The organism is Microcoleus sp. D2_18a_D3 (assembly GCF_036702455.1).
In the GTDB taxonomy this organism is placed as follows: Bacteria; Cyanobacteriota; Cyanobacteriia; order Cyanobacteriales; family Microcoleaceae; genus Microcoleus.
Window position 1 is genome coordinate 23,729 of the sequence record NZ_JAUBTK010000044.1, and the last position, 23,110, is coordinate 46,838.

Below are 23,110 nucleotides of genomic sequence, written 5' to 3' on the forward strand. Positions count from 1 at the left end.
GGGAAAGGAGAGCAAGAAAGAGTTTCTATTATATCTTTTCTTCCCCTTTCCTTTGCCTTTCCCCTGATTTTTACAGAACTCCGGCGTTACCCAAGCCCAAGATTACTCCGGCTCCGAGCAAGTGGCCGAAGCTGGCTGTTGCCAGCAATTCTGGTACGCCGAAGCCTTTGAACATTCCAGGGAGTGCAACGGGTAAAGCAGGGCCCTTGCCTCGGTTTTGCTTGGAGATGCCGTAGTAGCCGATCGTGATCGCCAGCAAATTGCATAAAATCATTGTCAGTCCTACCAGTGGCGACCACTCTGGTGTTGAGGGAGCGGTAGATTGTACGGCTAACAGCAAAGATGAGGTGATCATGTTCTTATCTCCTGATTTCACAGATAAATTGATTTCCAAGATTATAAAAAGCGGTTTGCATTAAACTAAGATTTGTTTTAATAGTTAACAATTCGTTGATATTTTGATACAAATTCGGAACGGAGGACGAGGAGTGCGGGTTAAAATTTGCGGAATCACTAAATTAGACCAAGGAATTGCGATCGCCCGCTTGGGAGCCCAGGCTTTGGGGTTTATCTGCGTGCCGGCTTCCCCCCGCTATGTCAGCCCAGAAACAATTCGCCTGATTGTCGAGCAGTTGCCGGAAAATGTCGATCGCATTGGCGTTTTTGCCAACACCACAATAGAAAATATCTGTCAAGTAGCGGCAGAGTCAAATTTAAGCGGGGTGCAGTTGCATGGAGATGAAACAGCGGAATATTGCGATCGACTGCGGGAGTTTTTGCCGGGAATTGAAATTATCAAAGCCCTGAGAGTTAAGACTCCTGAAACTTTAGCCACCGCTGCTGTTTATGCTGTTCGTGTCGATACTTTACTGCTGGATGCTTACCATCCCAATCAACTCGGCGGCACTGGCAAAACGATCGACTGGATGATGTTATCAGAGTTTAGACCCCAGTGTCCTTGGCTGCTGGCGGGCGGTTTAACACCCGATAATATTTTAAATGCAATTGATAGTGCGATCGGCAATAACTTCAGCGGTGTTGATCTTTCTAGCGGCGTAGAAATAGCGCCGGGAGATAAAGATTTGACCAAAGTTGCTCAGTTGTTTGCTAATTTAAGTTTACTTGCTCATCATTGATAAATTGGCAATATCAAGTTCGCGCTTTTTATCGGATTTATTCTTTAGTCTGCTTGGGCGAAGCCTGCCCTAGACTAGGCAGACTTCGTTTGTATAGTAGGGGTTTCAACCGCAGTTTATGCCGTTTATTGTATTATCGGCGGATCTCAAAAGTGCGCTCGCCCTCCGGGTCTTCGTATTCCAAAACCAACTCACTAACCGTAGCACCGGTGGGGCCGCGGCGGCACCAAGCAATCATTCCTTCCACAGCTTTTTTGGAGCCTTCAAAGACAGCCTCGACACGGCCATCGGGGAGATTTCTTACCCAGCCGCCCAGGCCGAAATACTTTGCTTGATTCCTTGTTGAATATCGGAATCCTACTCCTTGAACTAATCCCGAAACAAAAACGCGGACTCTGACGGGCGGCAATGATTGGTTTTGCATAATAAACGGCTCAACTTACTGTTAACATCTGTTTGAAAATTTTAAGGATCAGTTTGATTATGTTAAATTTTAGTGCGATGGCGCTGCCGGGATTCCTGATACGCCGCATCACCCTGGCTTTTTCAACTATTCCCGATTTCACCGATTGGCTGGTTGCAGCTATGCTCGCGCTGGTTTACACTTCGATCGCTCTTTCCATTGGTTTTTGGTCAGGATTTCTAAAAGTAGACGTGCAAACCTCTCGGCGTACAATTGTGGGAGTGCTTCTTGGCTGTTTGTTAAGTCCGGGCATCACCGAGGAATTATTGTTCCGGGTGTTAATGCTGCCACACCCGTTCGAGAAGGCTTCTGGCTTAATGCTGTGGTTTTGGGGATGCGCGAGTTTGGCGGCTTTTGTAGTTTACCACCCGCTGAACGCGCTGACTTTTTATCCGGTTGGTCGATCGACCTTTATGAATCCAGTATTTTTGCTACTGGCGGCAATTTTGGGAGTTGCGTGCTCCCTCGCATACCTGCAAAGCGGTTCTATCTGGCCTGCGGTGGCGGTTCACTGGCTAGCAGTGACAGCCTGGCTGTTGCTACTGGGCGGTTACAGGAGGCTGTATGGTTAAATGTAAAAAGTCCAGCATCACTATTTTGTCGGGAGGATCTCAGTTGTGGGTATCATAGGGGCGATCGTAGGTTTTTTGGCAGGGGTAGCAGTTGCTTACTGGTTAGTGGAAAAGCGCTTAAACAAGCAAAAACAAGAATACTTGCAGCAAACTCGCAGAATTAGTGAAGAAATAGAATTAGCTCAGATGTCTCGGGTGCGACAAGCTGTCGAATCTCAGCAACAAGAACGCGAAAATCAGCTTAGAAAAGCTACTATCGAACACGAAAATTTACTCAGACAAGTTACTACCCAATACGAAAACCAGCTCAAACAAGTTGCGGCTCAATACGAAAATCAGCTCCAACAAGTTTTGGCAGAACGCGACAGTCAGCTCCAACAAGTTGTCAGCGCACACGAGCCTGAGCTGCGGCGGCAAATCAGCGAGGAATTAGAAGCCGCTAACAATGCTAGGATGCAGCAAAATATCCAATCTTTGCAAGCAGAACACGAACATCATTTACTCAGAGTTGCTGACGAATTGCATCTAAGTTATCAAGCTCAGATGGAGCAACATTTGCAAAACCTGCAAAATGAACACGAAATTCGCTTGAGGCAAATTGCCGAGGAATATGAGAACCGAGAGGTTGAGATGCAGTTAAATATGGAGGCTTTGCAAGAGCAATACGAGAGTCAGTTGCAAGCGGCTCACGAGCAGTTGAAAGCTCACGAAGCTCAGATGCAAGCTACTATCAGGTCTTTGCAAGAGCAGTACGAAAGTAATGTACAACAACAAGAAGTCCCCGATCAGCAGTTCAGTCAGTTAAATTCAACAGAATTTGCCGAAGGTTTATCACAAGAAGAAGTTTGGCAAGAACTGTCAAGTGAGTTAAATCAAACAGAAGTTCAAGAAGAGTTAAATTACACAGATTTTTCGGAACCACAACCAATAGATATACATCAACCAGCAGTCGAACAACAGCTTCCAATTACCAGACAAGCACCAAGCTATTCCCTACCGCAGTTGATGGGATGCGTTCAAAGTCAGGACAAAGAAACCCGCAAGTTTGCAGCGTCTTCTTTAGGTAAAATGGCTGCTGCTAATGCTCTGAGATCCGAAGGTGAGCGAACAATAGAAACCTTGGGAAAATTAGCTCAAGATATTCACCCGGAGGTGCGTGAAGCTGCTGTGGAAGCACTAGCAATGATTAAGTCTGAAAAAGTGATTCCGCTGCTACAAAAAGCTTTGCGAGATATAGATAGCGGTGTGGCTAAATCGGCAAGTGCTGCGCTCAATAAGTTTAAGTTTTATCCGCGCACTCCGGCTGCTAAACCGAAAAATGTTGATGTGAAAAAACCCAAGCGTTAAGCATTTATATCAATTCCGGTTGCACCGTCCGTGATTGTTGACTGTTAACTGTTGACTGTTGACTGTTGACTGTAGAAGGAGGGGTGGAAAAACTGAATGGTTGAGTGTTAACTGTTGACTCGATTTTACAGCATATTCCAGAATATGCTGTAACTTGTGACTAATGACTACTGACTGATGACTAATTTAAAATCGCTGCTTTGTACCGAGTATAAGTTTGATGTCGCCGGAGTCGCTAACAGCCATATCTAAGCGAATTAATCCAAAGGACGATCGCACCCTCACACCCACCCCAACACCCGCCCCAGTCCCCGGTTTGTCCCTGACTAGCGCCGGTTTTCCGAGTACACTATCTCCCGTTCCCAAATCCGACGCAAAATCAACAAATATCACGCCGCCGACATCCTGACCCACAGGAAACCGATATTCGCCGGAAGCTAAAAAATAACTCCGGCCGCTGCCAATATCCCCGCTATCGTAACCTCGCACGGAATTGCGGCCGCCGAGGCGAAAAGCTTCCGTTGGTGGCAAATCCCCAATTACCGTCCCCGCTTGCAAGTTAAAAGCCAGCATTTCGGGCAAGGCTTCAGACTCGCTGATGCCGAGCAAAGTTACTGGTACATAATGTATATAATTGGCTAACAGCCTGTTGCTCACAATGTTACCTCGCCCCAGAGGTATCGACTGCTCGGTGCTGAGGCTGAGAATTGAGCCACTGGTGGGGTTGAAGGGATTGTCCCGCCGATCGAGCATGGCACCAAAAGAAACAGTGTATAACTCGTCAACGCCGCTGCCGCTGAAAGTGAGAGGATTGCCGAGTTCGTCGCGGCGGGCGATATTTAAGTTGCGATCGCGCGTACTGATGTTTGTATAATTCAGTCCCAAAGTCGATTGCCAATCGCCCAAAGGTCTGGTAAACCTGAGATTTCCCCCCATCCGAATTTCCCGAACTCGGTTCCCGTTGGGCAAATCAATATCTTTGTTGAAAATTTCCGATATTCTGCGATCGCCAAAAGCTCTCACACTGTATCCCAAACGGTCTTCGGCAGCAACGTAAGGGCTGACAAACTGGACATCGTACTGGATACCTCGGAGGCTGGGTTCAAGTTCCACCGCCAGCCGCTGCGGGGTTGTTCCGAAAGTTCGATCGGTATAGGAAAGAGGAACAGCCACGCCAACATCATCACTAAGACTGGCACTCACGCTAAAAGAGCGAGCCGATCGCTCTTGAACGTTGTAAATTACATTAACATCCGTGCCAACTTCTTCGATCGAAACCGTAACCTTGTCAAACAATCCCAATTGCTGCAACTGCTGTAAATCCGATCGTACAACTTCCCGGCTGTAGTTATCCCCCGCCTTGAGTTTGAGCTCACCTCGAATAAAATCTTCCGAAATTCTGCCCTCAACCGGATTCCCTTTTTTATCAACAGCTTCGCCTCTGGAATTGACAAAGCGAATTTTCACATCAGCAACGTAAACGCCTTCAGCATTGCCCGCTTGACTGATTTGTAGAGTTCCGTCTAGCTGTCGGGCGTTGCTGTTTACTGCTTCGGGGATTTCGGCTTGTGTCGCGATCGTCGCCGGAGTTTTTAACAGAGATGTAAAATCTTTCTTGTGGTTGGACTTGAGTGATATCAATTCCTTACCCGATCGCTGCACCCCGCGTACTTCAGCCAACATTCCTGTTCCACAAAACAATTCATCTCTTGTGGAACGGGCATCTTGCCCGTTCTTGACAGATGCTGCACCGTTCTTGAGAGATGCTGCACCATTTTCAATCAGCTTTTGATGAACAGGCAAGATGCCTGTGCCACAAAACAATTCATCTCTTGTGGAACGGGCATCTTGCCCGTTCTTGACAGATGCTGCACCGTTCTTGAGAGAGGTTGCACCATTCTCAATCAGCTTTTTATGAACAGGCAAGATGCCTGTTCCACAAAACAATTCATCTCTTGTGGAACGGGCATCTTGCCCGTTCTGGAGAATGGTGCCAGATGTGAGACTCACCTCATCCTCCTCCCTCTGTGCCTCTGCAGTTCGTCGCTTGTCATCTAGTCTAGATCCCCCTAAATCCCCCTTAACAAGGGGGACTTTGAGCATATTTCTTGTCCCCCCCTTAGTAGGGGCGGTGCCCCCGTGCCCGCCCTTGGTTAGGGGGGATCTAGACTTCGCTACAAACAAGAGAGACGGTGGGTTTGACGTTAAGTTATCACCAATGACCTCATCCTCCTCCCTCTGTGCCCTCTGCGCCTCTGCGGTTCCCTCTCTCAACTGGGCCTCAGTCAGTGCGGCACTCGGATCGATCGCCCGCGCTGCCAATTCGCCGCAACCCAGCGCCGCCAAAGTCAAAAATGCAATAATCGAAATTCGCATAGACATTAAATTTAAAGCACACCCAACGCATATTACCCAAAACCGGGTTCCCTGCATAATTAGCCGAAAAGAAACCCGGTATTTTTGAGGCTACCGGGTTTCTGGGATGCTGAAATGTGGGAAAGTTCGATCGACAGTGGGCGATCTTAATGACCCAGAAAAATTTGTTTAAATAGCTTGTCGAGAAACACGTTTCTCAAAATGAGCCTGAGTCTGCTGCAACAGTTGTTCGCGACTATCCTTAGCGGTGGTAATGGTAGGGAGCAGGTTGCGAGCTTGTAAAGTCATGTGAAGCTGTAGGTGTGCTACGTACTCACTGACATCTTCGCGAAGAGAGCAAGCCGGGTACTGTTTTAAAGTAGAGTTCAAGGTGTTCTCCTGCTTTGGGTTTGTAGTTTTTTCTAATAATCATAGACAATATCATGGTCTATTTCTAACTGTGTACTCCGTAATGAAGTTTAACGTTTGAACTGCTTTTTTGTTACAATCCTTTACAAAGGTATCTTACCTATCAGGAGTCGATCGCCATGCAGTCTCAAGCACTTGTAGGACAAAAGCACACATTAAGTACATTTGTCAATAGCACCACCCAAACAGCAGCCTACCTGGACATCGGGTGCGGCCGACCCTTATTGATGCTGCATGGTTTCTTCGGAGAAAAGACTTGCTGGCTGCCCTTAATTGAGTTATTGCAATCTCAGTTTCGGTGCATCAGTTTAGATATGTTGGGTTTTGGAGAATCCAGCAAACCAGAAATCCGCTACGACGTAGCTGTAGAAGTTGCTTTTGTGCGGCAAGTTGTAGAACAACTAAATATCGAACCCTGCTACATCCTCGGACATTCTTTTGGCGGTTGGGTAGCATCTGCATATTCCCTAAAATATCCTAATTCTGTTAGCAGTTTAGTGTTAGCAGCACCTGCGGGAATTCGAGACGACAGTTTTTGTGGTCAATACGATGCTTTGCGGCCGCTGCTGTGGGAAACCCCAGCCGTTGATTGGGCCTTGCAGTTGGCAAAACCTTTTGCTAGTTTAGCGGGAAAAAGTGAGCAATTGCAGCAAATTTCTGGGTGGCGCAGGGAGTTAATGTCTCAACCAGTAGCAAGGTCTTTTTTAATGAGTCGGATGCGGCCAGAAGATGCAGTTGATACAGTAGAAAAAGAAATTCACAAATTGCAAATTCCTACCTTAGTTATCGCAGCAGATAGTGACGAAACAATTCCTCAATGGCACTGTGAAACCTACGCGGGCGAGATACCGGGGGCAGAGTTAGCAATTATTCCCAATGCTGCTCACGGGTTGCCGCAAACTCAAGCTCCCATCATGGCCAAGTTTATTAGTAAATTTTTGAATAGTTAAGAAAAACGGTGCAACAAGCGGAATCCTGAAAATTGTGATATGCCACAACGGTAAAATAATTGTGTTTTAGTATACTACTCTACTACGAAATACAGAATATATTGGTGAGTGTCTTGTACAAAAACTTTTTATGGCTCTTAAATCTTGTGTCAGCAGGAGCTACAGACATTTAGGCGAGTCGGGGGCATTACCAATGGCGGCAGTGAAAAACTACTTTAATCTGGAAGAAATTACGACAGCCAGAAGAATTAGTGCTGCGGTAATTAACATCAGCGGCCGCCAGCGAATGCTTTCCCAACGAACGGCTTTTTTTTGCATGAGGTTAGTTTGCTCCTCGAATGCGGCAGAAAGAGCAAAACTGCGCGGGAATTTGTTAGAGGCGATCGAGCTTATGGAAAAATCGCACCGCGACTTAATTAATACTAGCAGCAGCATCAACTTATTGAGTCCCCCTTCAGCCACTGTCAAGGCAATGTATTTTGAGCCGCCACTGTATTTAGACAAACAAGTGCGCGCATATATCGATCGAATTAAAGCCTTGGTGCAAGTTCCCGATGCCGAACTCAGGCTGGAAAATTCCCATCTGCTGTACATTGTCGAAGCAGCGGGCGGCGACTTGCTAGAAGCTTTCGATGCCGTGGTGAGTCAATACCAGCAAGAAAGCGAAATCGAACAATTTGAAATCGATCTTAAACAGGTAGAACTTTATCAAGAAAGTTGTGCTGCTACCTCGAAAGCGGAAGCTCAAGCGGCCAAGCTCGATCGCGCACTTTGCGAACTAAAACAAACTCAAGCTCAACTCCTCCACAGCGAAAAAATGTCTTCCCTGGGAGCGCTAATGGCTAGTATCGTCCACGAAATTAATAACCCAGTTAGTTTTATTTACGGCAACTTGAGCCATGCCGCAATTTATACTCAAGATTTGCTGAACCTGCTGCGTCTCTATCAAGAATGCTATCCCAATCCCTGTCCCGAAATCACAGCTAAAATCGAAGAGATAGATCTGGATTTTCTAGTTGAAGACTTGCCTAAAGTTATGTCTTCCATGCAAATGGGTTCCAATCGCATTCGCGAAATTGTCAAATCTATGGGCAACTTTTCGCGAACCGATAACAGTAACATGACCCTGTGCGATTTGCACGACAGCATTGACAGCACCGTGTTAATTTTGCGAAACCGTCTCAATTCTCAAATAGACCGTCGCGACATTCAAGTAGTAAAAAATTATGGAAAATTGCCTGCTGTAGAGTGTTATTCAGGACAGCTAAATCAAGTATTTATGAATCTAATTACCAACGCGATCGATGCTTTGGACGAGGCAGCACAAAATCAGCCCAATGCTGCGCTAAAAATTTCGATCAGCACAGAGTTAGCTGGGCCCGATCGCGTGAGAGTGCGGATTGCTGACACGGGAAGCGGAATGACACCACAGATAAAAGAGCGAATGTTCGAGCAGTTTTTCACCACCAAGGAAATCGGTAAAGGTACCGGTTTAGGATTGTCTATTGTCTACAAAATCTTAGTAGAAAATCACCGAGGATCGCTCCGGTGCGAGTCGGAGCCCTGCAAGGGAACCGAGTTTATCATTGAACTGCCGATCCAGCAAACTTAAGCAATTTACCCAAATTTATCTATGTTAACTGTGGCACGGGCGTCCCGCCTGTGTTAACTGTGTGTGGCACGGGCGTCCCGCCTGTGTTAACTGTGTGTGGCACGGGCGCCCCGCCTGTGTTAACTGTGGCACGGGCGTCCCGCCTGTGTTAACTGTGTGTGGCATAGGTGTCCCGCCTGTGTTAACTGTGTGTGGCACGGGCGTCCCGCCTGTGTTAACTGTGGCACGGGCGTCCCGCCTGTGTTAACTGTGGCACGGGCGTCCCGCCTGTGTTAACTGTAGTTAAAATTTACACATATCCTACGCTAATTCGAGCTTCAAAGTTGGCAACAGCTTTTCTAAATTTCTGAGAGATTTCTGTTGCCAAGGAATATCATTTGAACCCAATACCAAAAGTTGAATCGTTTTCTTTTTTCGGACGCTAATGACAAATTTAGACAGCATACTGATACCAGAACTGTTAACAAATTCCAATTTTTTTAGGTTCAAGGTAATAGTAGGAGGTTCGCCATTGGCGACCTCATCTAACAACTCGGCTATTGGTGCATACTCTGCAGGGCCGCTCAGGCTGAGTTCCCCTTGGAAAGTGAGTGTGACTGATTCTAGATCGTACTGAATCCTGTAATCTTCACCTTTAATTTCTTGAATGCCCATTGTGATTTGGTTTCCTGACTAAAATATTGCGATCGCACAAGAGAGTAAATATTGAAATGCTAGAAACTAGACCCTAATTTGAACCACAGTCGTAAGAATGATGGTATCACTATCTGGCCTGGGCTCGAATTTCCAACCTATCTTAGCTGAATAGTCATTAATCATCGTCAGCAATCCCAATCCCGATGTATCACTTTCCGATTCCGCATTCTTTTCAAGCTGCTGCAAATAAAGTTCATTGGGATCGGAAGCCATAATTTCTTCAATAAACTCCTTCAACTTATTCGCCCCTTCTGAAGTGACACTATTACTGGCAAAAATTACCGCCGTCACCTCTGTTTCACCAATAAAATGTATACCAAATCTGACCTTGTAATTGGTATCATCGTTATTAAATTTAATCGCATTTTCTAACAGTTCGTTGGCTACGTAGCTCACAGCTCCCTTGCTTTCTTTTATCCGTTTCTCGCTGCTAGCATCCTCCTCATCCACCGGTAGAAAGCTAGACAAATAATCGGCTACAAAATGAGCTGAAAGCCTGTTGTTGCGCCACCGCTGTTTGATGGGGCGAGAACTGGGGGTAAATGTAAGTTCTAGGGAGTCGTGTTCAGGAGGAAATTCTTCAATGAATTCTCCAAAGATTTGTGTCATTGTTTTTAAGCTTCCAGATGTCATGATTTTTCTCGCTCCAATTGATGTATTAAGGTCACTTCTTGGTGAATTTCCACACGCCATTCCAGTTAGCCGGAAGACTATTTTCTAACAGCGATTGGATGCGTTTTAGGTAAAGTTGACTGGGCTTGTCATCTGGATTTAGCGCTACTATCTGTTCAAAACAAACTATGGCCTTAGCAAAATTTCCCTGACAATATTCTTGGAGTCCCTCCTCAAATATAGGCAAAGTTTGAATTTTGAGCGATCGCACTGGTTCTACTTCAACATCTAACACCTCACAAACTGTAATGGCTTCTTGTCTACCTTTGACAATAGCCCGATCCAAAAAACGGATATGATACTTTTCGGGTTGACTCAAACGTTGTACCACATCTCCAGAAATTAATAAAGATACGCCATAATACTTAGTCAAACCTTCCAGACGAGCGGTGAGATTGACATGATCAGAGATCGCATCTGCTTGCATCCGATTCGCATCTCCAATAATCCCAACCATCGTATCACCCACATGGATACCAATGCCAATCTTCAGCGGGATCTCCCCATTTATTTTACGGCTTTGATTGTATTTCTGCAACTGCTCCAACTTCACAATTCCTGCCCCAATAGCATCATCCACGCCATCGGGAAAAACTGCCATGACTCCATCTCCAATATACTTGACAATAAAACCGTTGTGCTTCCGAATTTCGGGACTAACTTGCTGTAAATAGTTATTGATGAAGTCAAAGTTTTCTTGAGGAGTCATTTGCTCCGCCATCGTGGTGAACGAACGCATATCGGAAAACATAATTGCCATCTCTTTGCTCACGTGATCTCCAAGCTGGAAATCAACCATGCTTTGCTTGCCGAGAAATTGGAGAAATTCATCGGGAACGAAACGTCCGTAAGCCTGCAAAAGTTTCTCTAATTCTTGTTCCCGCGCTTTCACCGTTTGCACCATATGCGAGAATACCTGTGCCAGTTCTCCCAGTGCATCACTGCGCGCTGCCACATCTGACAATATCTGGGGTTGAAAGCTATTGTTTTTTACAGCAATAGCTGCATCTATGACTTTTTTTACCTGCTCGATGTAAGTCTGCATCTCTCGGTTTTTATGACGGATCTGGTTTTCCAGATCCGTGGAGTGTTGCGTGATAATTTCTACTAAGGTTTCATAGCTATTTTTTTCATCCTCTACTTCCTCAAGTTTTTCGCTCAACTCCCGTAGCTGGGTATGGAGTTCTTCGGGAGATTTAGATGGTGATAAATTTCTTTGTGGTTTCATAATTTAAACTTCCGAATCGGGAAGCGCAAAATTGTTTGACTCGCTCGCTGTAAAATATTAGAACTTACACACGGGGAACTCGAAATCCTGTTTCGGCTTCGATGCTTGACCACTAAATCCAAGACCCCTCGTAGAAACCGGGTTGACGACCGTCAATCGATTTTAGATTTTAGATTTTAGAGGCGACCCCACGGATAAATTCGGGGGGCAAGTTTCATGGGATACAGGTTTTTTATTTCTCCGTCCTGAGTCTGCTTTCGGAATGAATCCGGGGGCTTGTATCCTGGATGCTTTCGGTCACTCATAAATTATGCACAATATTGCCCTGTTGCTTCAATACTAGCAAAGTAATGTCATCAAAAACCTTTTGTTCTCCAATAAAGTCTCGCAAATCATCAATGGTGGCTTCCTTAATTTGTTCGGCGCTCAAATGCCAGTTTTGAGAAACCACTTCACAGAGTCTTTCGATACCGTAGAATTGTTTGTGCATATTTCTAGCTTCGGGGATGCCGTCAGTATAAAGCACCACCCCGTCCCCCGGCTCTAAGTCTACTAAAACATGGCTGATCCAATCGGAAATATCCTCATCTAAGCCGAGCGGAAATCCTAAATTTATGGTGTCTATCCGCTGGATTTTACCGCCTTTCCTGACCACAAGAGTTTCCTCATGTTGACCGCTGATACTAATTGTGCTATCCGCATAGTTGAGCAAAGCTAGTGTCATATTTTTGTCCGAGTTCATGCGCTGGACATTTTTATAAATAGTGCGGTTGAGGGTATCTAAAAAACGCACCGGGTTGGATTCTTGCATTTCCTGAAGAGTGCGGACAGCAGCTTGAGTCATCACCATCAAAATGCCGCTTTCCAATCCGTGTCCGGTGACATCACCAATGCAAATCGTGACAACTCCGTTAGTACAAAGTACGTCGTAGTAATCACCCCCTACTTCCGAGGCTGGCTCCATAAATCCGGCAATATCTAAATCTTCAATGGCTGCAAGTTCAGCAGGTTTTGGCAGAATCAACTGCTGCATTTGTTTGAGCATATCGAGCTCGGAGCTCATGCGGAGGTTTTCCGCTTTCAGGCGCTGGTTGAGAGTGGCAATTTGTTTAGTGGCTGTGGCGAGTTCAGAGGTACGTTCTTTGACTTTATCTTCTAGCGTTTCAAAGGATTCTTGCAGTTGTCTCGCCATGCTGTTAAAGGAATTGGTTAAGGTTTCAATTTCCAAAATCCGACTGGAAGCAACGTTCTGGTTAAGAGCACCACCTGCTAGATATTCTGAAGCTTGAGCAATTTGGTTCAGGGGGCGAGTAATCCAGCTAGCGGTGAAAATACCCACTCCAACAGAGACAATGAGAGCCACAATACACAGCAAAATAGTCTGCCGAGTGTGAGCATAAATTTGCGGCATAAAGTCCGCTTCAGGAACTACTACTACACTCAGCCAATTGAGGCCGTACTTGTCAGTTAGCGGAGAAACTTGGATAAATTGCCGCTCACCGTTAAACTTAAAGTCAAGTTGAACAGTTTGATGGATGTCTTCCAAACGCTTGAAGCGATCGAGCAGATAAACCACACTTTGACGCATCAATGGGTTGCTGCTTTCCTGTGCTTTGAGCCGCTTTGTATCTTTGCCTTTTCCCACCGACAGAGGCTGTTCTTTAAGCGAAGTGGCTATTAATTCACCCTGGGGTTCAATGATAAATACTTGACCGGAATTACCCACCCTTAAGGTTTGCAGGAAGTGGCGAATTTGATCTAGTCCCATCTGGCAAGTCAGCACGCCAATTAGTTTCCCTTCGGCATCGTAATAGGGTAGACTCGCATTAATTTGCAGCGTACCGTAGCCAAAATTAATATAAACTTCACTCCAAGCTGCCTGTTTCTTCTCAACAGCTACTCTGTAAAAAGGGCGCGTGCGAACATCATAATTGGGCGTGTTTTTGTCGATTGTTGTCGGGTTTCCATTATCGTCAAGGTTGTAATATATCAAGTCGCCGCCCCCCGGAATCAGTTGCTGGGCAAGCTGAGGTTGTTCAAGTCCAACCAGCCGATTTACCCAACCCACACGCAGGTACTGACCTTTTTCGTTGGCAATTCCCGCGTGACCGATCGACTTAAATTGCAGAACTTGTTTCCAAAAATATGGTCTAGCTTGCTCCAAATCGTCAAAGTTCAACACCCCCAAAGGTACAGCATCCTGATTGATCTGATTCACCAGTGGGGGAGCTTCCAGATAGGTTTGGACACGTTCGTAAACTCTCGCACTCACTTCGTGCCGCAACTGACTAACAATATCGTTGACTATCTGCTCTCCGTTTCTGTAAGAGAGATAGCCAACGCAGCCAACAGCCGCCAAAATTTGGAGAACAAAGGGAACTACCAAGACATTGCGGAGACGGAATTTGCCCGCTCTGGAGACGATCGCACTTTTTTGAGAAACCATTGTTAAAAACACTCCCAGCGGGCAGTTTTTTGTTACAAGACTTGATAATGGATATATTAATAGCGACGGACAATGTTATCATATCAAAAACTCAACCAACCTCAAAAAAATCTGCGTTCATCAGCGCTCATCAGCCTGCATCAGCGGTTAAAATAAAACCATAAATCCCAACAAAAATGCAAATTACTCAATCCCTCCACAGCGCCATCCTCATCTCCAACCTGGAACAATCCCAACACTTTTACAGCACCGTACTAAAACTGCAAAAAATCGATCGAGACTTAAAATTTCCCGGAATCTGGTATCAAATCGGCGACTTCCAGCTCCACCTAATTTTAGGTGGAACAATTATCCCAGATGCCGTAGACAAGGCTAAATGGGGACGCAACCGACATCTAGCATTTTCTGTGGCCAACTTAGAGGCAGCCAAACAGCAGTTAATCGCTCACAATTGCCCGTTCCAAATGAGCGCGTCAGGTCGATCGGCATTATTTACCCAAGATCCCGATGGCAACATCATCGAACTCAGCGAGTAACAGATGAAAATCATCGCTTATTCTTACACCGAACCGCTACTCGAAGCAGCACCCGCACCGGAAATTTGGGGGCAAGAAGTCGATCGCACCTATCAAGACTTAGGAGGGCGACAACAACTGCAACAACTCCTCAAAGACTGCGAAACAGAACCAGTCAAATACTTATTAATTCAGCGCTTTGAAGAACTCGGCGACACCGTACAGCAAGTGTGTTCGCACCTCGCCCAACTCGAAAACCTCGGCGTCGAAATCATCGTACAAGCAGAAACAGAACCGCGAAACCGCCAAAACTTGCTGCAAATCCTCGCAGAAATCCAGCGCAGCCAACACAGCCGGAGTATTCGCAAAGGACACGCCCGCAACCGCATCAAATCCCGGATTCCACCGGGTAAGGCTCCCTACGGCTACCGGCGCGGCAAAGATTGTTATACGATCGATAAAACCACCGCCCCCACCGTCAAAGACTTTTTTGAACACTTTTTAATTTACGGTTCCTTGCGAGGTTCCGTGCGGTATTTAGCCAAGAAATACAACAAAAAAATCTCTGTAAGCACCGGCCGCCGCTGGCTGACAAATCCCGCCTACCGAGGCGATTTGGAATATCAAAACGGCCAAGTAATTTCTAACACCCACGTCCCGATTATTTCCCGAGAAGAAGCCGCCCAAATAGATAGGTTACTGCGCCGCAACCGCTGCCTTTCTCCTCGCAGCGCTAGCGCCCCACGTTCCCTCGCAGGTTTAGCAATTTGTGGAGAATGCAAATCGCCCATGACAGTTGCCAAAGTCACCTCCTACCGCAAAGAAAAAGAATACCTTTATTTGCGACCGATTAACTGTCCAAAACAGCCTAAATGTAGCGGCCTTTCCTACGATGAAGTTTTGCAATTAACCATCGCCGGTATTTGTCGGGATTTACCCGATGCTGTTGCTGGGTTGCAAATGCCGAATATGAGTGGAATTAAAGCAGGAATTGTCAGGGCGATCGCATCGAAACAAGAAATCATAGAGCAACTTTCCGCCCTGATTGACAGCGGCATTTTAGACACAGAAACGGCAGAGTTTAGAGCCTACAAAATCCGCACCGAAATTGCCGATCTGCAAAGCAAATTAGCGCAACTACCCCCAGTGAATTTGCGAGAAACTGCCCAAACAGTTTCCCTTCCCCAATTTTGGCTCGATTTATCAGAATCAGAACGCAGGTTTTACTTTCGAGAATTTATCGATCGCATTGAAATCGTCCGGGAAAATACAAATTGGCAACTGCAAATTATTTTCATTTTTTAAGGATTAGCTCGACGTTCATCCCTAGCTCCTAGGTTAGATGCCCGACTTCTTAAATAAGTGGGGTATTTGGGTACTCTCTTAGTTCGCTAGGAGTGGACTTCGTTTGACAAGCATCGGTTTCTACCGCTGAATTATCTTTTTTACCTTTTAGCCAATAGACGCTCATCTCTCCTTTTCCTTTAATCGTGATCGCACCTCTTTCCTCAAATAAATACCCATCTTTTAACAGTTCGTAAATAGCAGTAGTAACTTGAATATATCCCGGTAATCCTTGACATTCCATCCGAGAAGCAACATTAACAGTATCTCCCCACAAGTCATAGATAAATTTTTTAGTGCCAATTACGCCAGCAACTACTGGCCCTGTATGAATGCCAATCCGAATTTGAAATGGTTCGCCTCTGTCAGTTTGAAAATCCGCGATCGCTTCCTGCATATCCAAGGCCATATTCGCGATCGCTTCTGCATGATCTGCCCTCGGCACCGGCAACCCCCCCGCTACCATATAAGCATCTCCAATTGTTTTAATTTTTTCCAAACCGTGTTTTTCAGTTAATTGGTCAAACCTGGAAAAAATCTGGTTCAGTACATTTACCAATTCTAGAGGTAACATTCTCGCAGCAATAGACGTAAAATCGACAATATCGGCAAAAAGCACTGTTGCTGAATCAAACCTCTGAGCAGGAGAACCCTCGCCCTTTTTCAAATTTTCAACAATCGCGGCTGGTAAAATATTCAGCAATAAATGATCGGACTTTGTTTGAGCAAGCCGTAAAGCTACCTCCACCCCCTGCCGCTCTTTAATTTCGTTTTGCAAACGTTCGACAAGTTCTTGGAATTGCTTCGTTTGCTGTTGAAGTAACTGTTGTTGAGTTTGAATTGTTAACTGATTTGCCACTCTGGCCAATACTTCTTTACCGTGAAAAGGTTTAGTAATATAGTCAACTCCTCCCACCTCAAAAGCTTTCACCTTATCTAAAACGTCATCTAAGGCGCTTAAGAATATCACGGGAATGGAACTGGTTTTTGGTGAAGCTTTCAACTTTGCACATACCTCATATCCATTCATCTCTGGCATCATCACGTCCAGCAAAATTAGAGTCGGCGGAAACTCCAGCACTGTAGCGATCGCCCTTTGCCCGTTCAGTGCTTTACGAACCTGATACCCTTGTTCTGTCAAGATTGTAGATAAAAGCCGCACATTATCGGGCTTATCATCAACTACTAAAATGTTGGCTTGAATTGTAGGATATTGATGGCTGTCCATGCGATCGCTCACGGTAGTTTGTCAAGATGAAAGATATTAACACTTAAGAAGTTTACCTCAAAAAAACCCAACGGTAGAAATTCCGATTTACCTTGCTAAAAATAGATGGCAAGGAGACGGTATTGGGGCGTAATCTTAGGTCTTTTTTAAATAGAATTGCCTCCCAAGTTAAGATTAGTTGAAAACTGTTATTTTTACCTCGTTGCAACTGCTGACTGCGCTATATCTATAATATCGTCAAATAGGAAATCCTGCACCAAAGTAGTTAAGTATTCTGCGGCAAAAGCAAACTCGCTCGGCAATTCCTCAATCAACTTAACAATTTTATCGTCGCAACATTCATGAGCAGCATGAGATATCTTTTCTACCCACTCAAGAGGCATTTGACCGAGTTGTGACTCGACAGATTGATTGCTAGTCACTCCGCTAATTTCGTTTTCATTTTCTAGTGGTGCATCAACAGATTCCTCGTAAATGTAACGTACTCCTAAAAGTTCTTCCATTTTCGCAAATAGTATCTTTGCCTCGAATGGTTTACGCATGAAATCATCGCATCCTGCTCCTAAAATAGTTTGTCGTTCCTCTTCAAAAGCGCTCGCAGTAAGAGCCACTATTACAGTTTGTTTTCCGAGAGGATGAGCTTTAATTTTTCTGGTGGCTTCATAGCCATCCATGACAGGCATCTGCATATCCATCCAGATCAGGTGCGGTTGCCAATCCTCCCATACAGCAATAGCTTCTTGACCATCTCTAGCTTCTCGCACGAGGATGCCTAGTGGTGACAATAATCTCTCTATGACTAGGCAGTTATCGGCGCGATCGTCAACAACCAAAATCCGGTATTCTGGTTGATTCGGTGCTAAACTAATTACTTTTTTCTGCGGTTTAAGGATTTTAATCTCGCTGGGAGGGGCAAGGCTGATTTGAATATCAAATGCAAACTTACTTCCCAATTCAGGTGTACTGCTGACAGTAATATCTCCTCCCATCATTTGTACAAATTTGCGGCTAATTGGTAAGCCTAAGCCAGTTCCTTGTTGAGATTTTTGACCTGTTTTTGTTTGCTCAAATGGTTCAAATAACTTATTCATTTCTTCTGCAGCAATGCCAAGGCCAGTATCTTCAATTTCAAACTGAAGGCGTAACAATTCCGGGTGAAGGTGAGTCGAGTCTACACAATCACAGTCCGCCAAGCTTTCGGACTGATTAAAACCAGTGCACCATCCGGGTTTTCTTTGTATAGCTGCGGTTTCAACCGCTAAGCTTTCGTAATGTTCAGAACCCGCGCCGACAAGTTTTGTTTGTGTGTCGGAAAACTCTGCGGTTTGAGCCACCAAACTTTCTTCTACCTTCTTTTTCACTCGCAAAGTAACGCTACCCCTCTCTGTAAACTTGATCGCATTTCCTACAAGATTAATTAAAATTTGGCGCAATTTACCTTCATCTCCACTAACAAAGTCCGGTACGCCGTCACCCACTTCAAGATTTAGCTGCAATTTCTTAGATTTAGCTTTTAATCGAAACATTTCTTCTAAGGTTTTTAGCAAGCGCATTAAATTAAAACTGCTTTCATTAAGCTGACTTCGGCCGGCTTCAATTTTGGACATTTCCAAAATGTCATTAATCAGGGCAAGCAAGTGTTCACCGGCGCGATTAATAATTTCTAGGTGCTGTTGGTGTTGATTGTTGAGAGATGAATCGCGCACCATCACCTGACTAAATCCGAGAATGGCATTCAGGGGAGTCCGCAATTCGTGGCTCATCGAAGAAAGGAATTCGCTCTTGGCGCGGTTAGCTGTATCAGCAGCTACGACAGCTTTTTGTAATGCTGTTTCTGCTAATTTGCGATCGGCAATTTCTGTTTTGGCTTGTTCAAAAAGGGTGCATTGCTGGATGGCAATTGTTAGCTGCACGGAAATTTGCTTGAGAGATTCTATCTCAGAAGAGTTCCAATGCCTATGACTGCGGCAGTGATGAGCAATGAGTAGCCCCCATAGTTTGTCACCTTGCAAAAGGGGAACCACGAGGTTAGCTTTAACTTCCAACTCGCTCAGTAAATTAACGTGGCACTCTGAAATACCTGCCGTGTAAATATTCTCGATCGCGCGGACGTGTCCCTGCTCGTAAACAGAGACGTAGCGTTCTCGAAAACAAGGGTCATTAATGTCAATCCCCAAAATCGGCATCGTACCGACGGATACCGACTCGACGGCTATAAATCCACTCCAATCTGGATTAAAGCGGTAAATAACTGTTCTATCAGTTGACAAAAACTGGCGGACTTCTTCCACAGCCATTGTCATTACTTCTTCTAGGTTAAGAGAGGAACGAATTCGCTCTTGCATGGAATTCACGAGCCGCTCCCTTTTTACTTGTTGCTGCAAAGCTGCTTCCGCCTGTTTGCGAGCAGTAATATCTACTCCATAACCCACGCACTCCACAGGTATGCCAGCAGCATTTTTGACCAACTTAACCTCATCGTATATCCAGCGATAACTACCGTCTTTGTGCCGTTCGCGGTATTCGTAGGAAATCGCTTCTTTTTCCACTATCTGAGCGAATGCAGTTGCAACATTTTCTCGATCGTCTGGGTGAATGAGGCTATGCCAATCAAGGGAACCATCAACAAATTCTCGCGCTTCATAACCCATCATTGAAACAATATTATCGCTGACAAATGTTACGTCATAATTTCCCCCTAATTTGCAGCTAAAAATCACCGCCGGAGTAGTCGCCAGCAAATATTGCAAGCGTTCGGTGACAGAACGCAAGTTTAACTCAGCTTGTTTGCGATCGCGAGCTTCCATTGCTAAAGCTGCGATCTGCGCCACATAGCTAGCAAAGCTTTGTTCGTCGAGCGTCCAATTCCTGGTCGTTCCCTGATGTTCTAAACAAATTACACCCGCAATTTGCCCTTTATGGGTAATAGGAACATCTAGCATCGACGAGATGTTTAAAGGCATCAAATAAGATTCGCTAAATTCTAGGGTGCGCGGATCGGTTTTGGCATCAACCGCTGCGAGTACCTGTTCTGTATTCAAAGCTTGGAAATAGCTAGGATAGTCAGCAACTTTCAGTTCTGCACCGGCGCTGTGTTGATTTGGAGTCAGTTCGTAAATATCCGCACAGCACATTGCGGATTTATCTTCCTGATAAAACCAAATACTTGCCCGATCGACATTCAGAGTACGAGTTGCCATTTGCGTAATCTCTCTCAACGCATCGCCGATATTTCCCTCGTAGATACTAGAATTTTTGGCTAATTCTAGCAATCCATTTTGTTGTTCTGTTAACCTAGTTTCTCGTTCGCGTAAAGCGGATTCAGCGGCTATTCTTTCTCTTATTTCTGCTTCTAAATAACCATTAATTTTTGTCAACTCTGCGGTGCGCTCTTGAACTTTAATTTCTAAGTCATCATAAGCGTGGCGCAACGCTAATTCTGCCTCTTCACGCACAGCAATCTCAGTCTGCAACTTGCAATTTATTGCCTCTAATTCTTGGGGGGTTTTTAAGGACAAAAACTGGGGCAATAGTGTTACCATCGAGGCGGCGGTGTAGCAGGAAACCAGTGCAGTAATTCCTTTTTCAATCCCCGACAGCCAATAAGCGGAATGCCACAACGTCCAAATGTCTAGCAAGTGACCCGTGCCACACAGAATAATAAATGCACCAAATAAACCAAATATTCCTAAAAAAGGAACATCGCGGCGCTTGAAGATAAAATAAATTAGCATCGCCGGAATTGAATAGTAGGCGATCGCGATTAAAAAGTCCCCAGTTACGTGCAGCCACACTAAAGGCGTTTGCCAAAGATAGCAATGACCGTGAGGCATATACTGAGTTGGGGAAAAGATATTTTTGAGTGCTTCCCACATAATAGTTGTTATTGGCAGATAAGATGGATTTGATGATGCCTAAGTTAGGCAAAAAAATAAAATAAGCCGAAAATTGTAGCTGGATTCAGCATTATTTATTAACGCCTAAACCCCGCTTGTTCATAACAGCTTGCTTGTGCAGATGGTGGCGCTCGCCAAATTGCGAGCGCAAAGGAATTTCAATAATAAACTCCGTACCTCTCCCAACCTCGGAAGTGCAGCGCAAATAACCTTCATGGGCTTGAATAATCTGATAAGAAATCGCCAAACCCAGCCCGGTACCAGCACCGATAGGTTTCGTTGTATAAAATGGATCGTAAATTTTAGCGATCGCATCATAATCTATGCCAGTGCCATTATCCGCAATGTGAATCTGCACCCACTTGCCATCAACTAAAAGGGTGCGGAGGCGAATTTTTAGCAGTGGGCAATAGGTGTTTTGTAAGTTGTCAGATAAATTATTTTCCCAATAGCCGTTGGTCGAATATCCCTCCTGTACAATCTGTTCTAAAGCATCAATAGCATTTGAACAAATATTCATAAATACTTGGTTAAGCTGCCCAGCGTAGCATTGCAATGCTGGCACATCTCCATACTCTTTAATCACTTGGATAGGTGGACGGTTTGGTTGTTCTTTCAAGCGGTGCTGCAAAATCATTAAAGTGCTATCGAGCCCTTCATGGATATTTACTTTTTTCATTTCGGCTTCGTCTAACCGGGAGAAAGTTCGTAAAGACTTAACAATTTCCCTAATTCGCTCTGCGCCAATTTGGATCGAACGAAAAAGTTTTTGCAGGTCTTCTAAAATAAAACCTAAATCAATTCTGTTAATCTTGTCTACAATTTCCGGTGCAGGAGTGGGGTAATAAACTTGATAAGCCTTAATCAATTCCAAAATATCTTTAATGTATTCCTCAGCCGGAATCAGATTGCCATAAATGAAGTTAACAGGGTTATTTATTTCGTGGGCAACCCCAGCTACCATTTGCCCCAAAGACGACATTTTTTCAGTTTGCACGAGTTGAGCTTGAGCGCCTTTAAGTTGTTGCAGAGCGTTCTCTAAATGCTGAGTTTGTTCTAGCAGTTTAGCTTCCGAGTGCCGCAATGAATTTTCCGCCAAAGAGCGATCGCGATTTTCCTGTTGCAAACGTTCATTAGCAACTTCTAAAGCGATCGTCCTCTCAATAACCCGTTTTTCCAATTCTAGCATTAATTCCGAGAGTGCTTCTTGAGCTTGTTTGCGATCGCCAATCTCCTTTTGTAAAGCCCTATTTGCCACCGCCAATTGAGCGGGACTGGGAATCGCCAAGATTTTTGGGATTAGTTCCACCAGCACTGCTGCTGTACATAGCGAAATCAGCGCAGTAATCCCTTTAAGAAAACCAGAGAACCAATAATTAGGATGCCACAGCGTCCATATTTCCATAATATGGGTAATCCCGCAGCAGATAATAAAAGAGCCAAACAGCATGAAAACCCAGTCAAAAGGCACGTCTTGCCGCTTTTTGACAATATAAATCAGCGTGAGCGGTATCAAAAAATAAGCGACGGCTATCAAACCATCGGACAAAACGTGTAGCCCCACCAATCCAGGCTTCCACAAGTAGCAATGGCCGTGAGGAATAAAATAATTTGGAAACATTTTATGAACCATTTGCCTCAAACAACTCGGTTATTTGCTAATATTTTTTAGAGGTGGTTACAGGAGTATTAAAAAAAATGCTAGCCCCCCAATAATAATTAGAGTTTGGGACTTAACACTTGTGAGCAGTAAATGCAGCGAGCTGAAACTACTGTTAATTAACTTAACATCAATCGACTAAGCTTTAGCAAAGTCAACTGTCACATTTTTAATTCTGCCTTCACTATCAACTGTGACACCGACATGACATTTTGGCCAACGATCAAGAAAAACTGAGCACAGATTCCTTTCCAGTAGGAGCGCCAGCGCCCATTGAAATTAGGTTATAGCACTCAGCGATCGGTCAGGCAACGGGGAAATCACCAGATTTAACGGATGTCACGAATTTAACTTAACGAAGAGAACCATTCTCAAAAACCTGTAGAGATGGGTTCACTCTTGTACCCTTGAAGAGTGCAGACAGGTTAAATACACCCGCCCCCACCGCGCGAGGGAATTCTTGATTATTGATAGTGATACTCTTCGGGAGAGATTTAACCGATGTGACCAATTACCCCATGAAAAATGTCGCGACAGGAGCGTGTGGCAATCCAATAGGCG

General features: G+C 44.9%; 18 protein-coding genes. 7 read left to right on the forward strand and 11 right to left on the reverse strand.

Going from position 1 to position 23,110, the window contains the following annotated elements; genetic code table 11:
- Positions 1–70: 70 nt before the first annotated feature.
- On the reverse strand, positions 71–355 hold the full coding sequence (psaK, locus tag QUB06_RS19815; protein WP_333040629.1) for a photosystem I reaction center subunit PsaK: 285 nt from the start codon (positions 353–355) through the stop codon (positions 71–73).
- Positions 356–488: 133 nt separating this feature from the next.
- On the opposite strand from psaK, the gene QUB06_RS19820 reads away from it, so the two are divergent.
- A complete protein-coding gene (locus QUB06_RS19820) occupies positions 489–1,136 on the forward strand; it encodes a phosphoribosylanthranilate isomerase (RefSeq protein WP_333436720.1) in 648 nt (215 codons plus the stop codon).
- A 133-nt stretch (positions 1,137–1,269) separates the two neighbouring features.
- On the opposite strand, the gene QUB06_RS19825 is transcribed toward QUB06_RS19820, so the two are convergent.
- Entirely contained in the window at positions 1,270–1,560 is a 291-nt protein-coding gene (locus QUB06_RS19825; RefSeq protein ID WP_333436707.1) for an acylphosphatase, read from the reverse strand.
- Positions 1,561–1,619: 59 nt separating this feature from the next.
- Here QUB06_RS19825 and QUB06_RS19830 point away from each other — a divergent pair, with 59 nt between their 5' ends.
- Positions 1,620–2,171 (forward strand): CPBP family glutamic-type intramembrane protease, encoded by a 552-nt coding sequence (locus QUB06_RS19830; protein WP_333436708.1) that lies wholly within the window; start codon positions 1,620–1,622, stop codon positions 2,169–2,171.
- A gap of 45 nt (positions 2,172–2,216) precedes the next feature.
- Positions 2,217–3,518, forward strand: coding sequence for a HEAT repeat domain-containing protein (locus QUB06_RS19835; RefSeq protein WP_333436709.1), 1,302 nt, complete (start codon positions 2,217–2,219; stop codon positions 3,516–3,518).
- A gap of 186 nt (positions 3,519–3,704) precedes the next feature.
- On the opposite strand, the gene QUB06_RS19840 is transcribed toward QUB06_RS19835, so the two are convergent.
- Positions 3,705–5,900 carry a BamA/TamA family outer membrane protein gene (locus QUB06_RS19840; protein WP_333436710.1) on the reverse strand — a complete coding sequence of 732 codons (2,196 nt, stop codon included), beginning with the start codon at positions 5,898–5,900 and terminating at the stop codon, positions 3,705–3,707.
- A gap of 162 nt (positions 5,901–6,062) precedes the next feature.
- A complete protein-coding gene (locus tag QUB06_RS19845) occupies positions 6,063–6,263 on the reverse strand; it encodes a hypothetical protein (protein WP_006634481.1) in 201 nt (66 codons plus the stop codon).
- Between the two features lie 158 nt (positions 6,264–6,421).
- On the opposite strand from QUB06_RS19845, the gene QUB06_RS19850 reads away from it, so the two are divergent.
- Together QUB06_RS19850 and QUB06_RS19855 are read left to right on the forward strand one after the other, a co-directional pair.
- A complete protein-coding gene (locus QUB06_RS19850; RefSeq protein WP_333436711.1) occupies positions 6,422–7,252 on the forward strand; it encodes an alpha/beta hydrolase in 831 nt (276 codons plus the stop codon).
- Positions 7,253–7,382: 130 nt separating this feature from the next.
- Entirely contained in the window at positions 7,383–8,864 is a 1,482-nt protein-coding gene (locus QUB06_RS19855) for an ATP-binding protein (protein WP_333436712.1), read from the forward strand.
- A gap of 300 nt (positions 8,865–9,164) precedes the next feature.
- On the opposite strand, the gene QUB06_RS19860 is transcribed toward QUB06_RS19855, so the two are convergent.
- The 4 genes from QUB06_RS19860 to QUB06_RS19875 form a co-directional block, all read right to left on the reverse strand.
- A complete protein-coding gene (locus tag QUB06_RS19860) occupies positions 9,165–9,518 on the reverse strand; it encodes a slr1659 superfamily regulator (protein WP_333436713.1) in 354 nt (117 codons plus the stop codon).
- 66 nt (positions 9,519–9,584) lie between these two features.
- A complete protein-coding gene (locus tag QUB06_RS19865; protein WP_333289027.1) occupies positions 9,585–10,193 on the reverse strand; it encodes a DUF6272 family protein in 609 nt (202 codons plus the stop codon).
- Between the two features lie 31 nt (positions 10,194–10,224).
- Positions 10,225–11,460, reverse strand: a complete 1,236-nt coding sequence (locus QUB06_RS19870) for an adenylate/guanylate cyclase domain-containing protein (protein WP_333436714.1) — start codon at positions 11,458–11,460, stop codon at positions 10,225–10,227.
- A gap of 301 nt (positions 11,461–11,761) precedes the next feature.
- Positions 11,762–13,906: a SpoIIE family protein phosphatase gene (locus QUB06_RS19875; protein WP_333436715.1), complete on the reverse strand. Its 2,145-nt coding sequence runs from the start codon at positions 13,904–13,906 to the stop codon at positions 11,762–11,764.
- Between the two features lie 176 nt (positions 13,907–14,082).
- Between QUB06_RS19875 and QUB06_RS19880 the strand changes: the two genes are divergently transcribed.
- Positions 14,083–14,442, forward strand: coding sequence for a VOC family protein (locus QUB06_RS19880; RefSeq protein ID WP_333436716.1), 360 nt, complete (start codon positions 14,083–14,085; stop codon positions 14,440–14,442).
- A 3-nt stretch (positions 14,443–14,445) separates the two neighbouring features.
- Positions 14,446–15,726 (forward strand): recombinase family protein, encoded by a 1,281-nt coding sequence (locus QUB06_RS19885; RefSeq protein WP_333436717.1) that lies wholly within the window; start codon positions 14,446–14,448, stop codon positions 15,724–15,726.
- Between the two features lie 49 nt (positions 15,727–15,775).
- Here QUB06_RS19885 and QUB06_RS19890 read toward each other — a convergent pair whose 3' ends face one another.
- The 3 genes from QUB06_RS19890 to QUB06_RS19900 form a co-directional block, all read right to left on the reverse strand.
- Positions 15,776–16,993: an adenylate/guanylate cyclase domain-containing protein gene (locus QUB06_RS19890; protein WP_333436721.1), complete on the reverse strand. Its 1,218-nt coding sequence runs from the start codon at positions 16,991–16,993 to the stop codon at positions 15,776–15,778.
- Positions 16,994–17,187: 194 nt separating this feature from the next.
- On the reverse strand, positions 17,188–20,868 hold the full coding sequence (locus QUB06_RS19895) for a GAF domain-containing protein (protein ID WP_333436718.1): 3,681 nt from the start codon (positions 20,866–20,868) through the stop codon (positions 17,188–17,190).
- A gap of 91 nt (positions 20,869–20,959) precedes the next feature.
- Positions 20,960–22,510 carry an ATP-binding protein gene (locus tag QUB06_RS19900; RefSeq protein ID WP_333289010.1) on the reverse strand — a complete coding sequence of 517 codons (1,551 nt, stop codon included), beginning with the start codon at positions 22,508–22,510 and terminating at the stop codon, positions 20,960–20,962.
- Positions 22,511–23,110 lie beyond the last annotated feature (600 nt).

Bases quoted from the DNA above. Each gene is read 5' to 3' on its own strand.
- psaK (WP_333040629.1), bottom strand. From the start codon at position 355: ATGATCACCTCATCTTTGCTGTTAGCCGTACAATCTACCGCTCCCTCA.
- QUB06_RS19825 (WP_333436707.1), bottom strand. From the start codon at position 1,560: ATGCAAAACCAATCATTGCCGCCCGTCAGAGTCCGCGTTTTTGTTTCG.
- QUB06_RS19830 (WP_333436708.1), top strand. From the start codon at position 1,620: ATGTTAAATTTTAGTGCGATGGCGCTGCCGGGATTCCTGATACGCCGC.
- QUB06_RS19840 (WP_333436710.1), bottom strand. From the start codon at position 5,900: ATGTCTATGCGAATTTCGATTATTGCATTTTTGACTTTGGCGGCGCTG.
- QUB06_RS19850 (WP_333436711.1), top strand. From the start codon at position 6,422: ATGCAGTCTCAAGCACTTGTAGGACAAAAGCACACATTAAGTACATTT.
- QUB06_RS19855 (WP_333436712.1), top strand. From the start codon at position 7,383: ATGGCTCTTAAATCTTGTGTCAGCAGGAGCTACAGACATTTAGGCGAG.
- QUB06_RS19860 (WP_333436713.1), bottom strand. From the start codon at position 9,518: ATGGGCATTCAAGAAATTAAAGGTGAAGATTACAGGATTCAGTACGAT.
- QUB06_RS19865 (WP_333289027.1), bottom strand. From the start codon at position 10,193: ATGACATCTGGAAGCTTAAAAACAATGACACAAATCTTTGGAGAATTC.
- QUB06_RS19870 (WP_333436714.1), bottom strand. From the start codon at position 11,460: ATGAAACCACAAAGAAATTTATCACCATCTAAATCTCCCGAAGAACTC.
- QUB06_RS19875 (WP_333436715.1), bottom strand. From the start codon at position 13,906: ATGGTTTCTCAAAAAAGTGCGATCGTCTCCAGAGCGGGCAAATTCCGT.
- QUB06_RS19880 (WP_333436716.1), top strand. From the start codon at position 14,083: ATGCAAATTACTCAATCCCTCCACAGCGCCATCCTCATCTCCAACCTG.
- QUB06_RS19885 (WP_333436717.1), top strand. From the start codon at position 14,446: ATGAAAATCATCGCTTATTCTTACACCGAACCGCTACTCGAAGCAGCA.
- QUB06_RS19890 (WP_333436721.1), bottom strand. From the start codon at position 16,993: ATGGACAGCCATCAATATCCTACAATTCAAGCCAACATTTTAGTAGTT.
- QUB06_RS19895 (WP_333436718.1), bottom strand. From the start codon at position 20,868: ATGTGGGAAGCACTCAAAAATATCTTTTCCCCAACTCAGTATATGCCT.
- QUB06_RS19900 (WP_333289010.1), bottom strand. From the start codon at position 22,510: ATGTTTCCAAATTATTTTATTCCTCACGGCCATTGCTACTTGTGGAAG.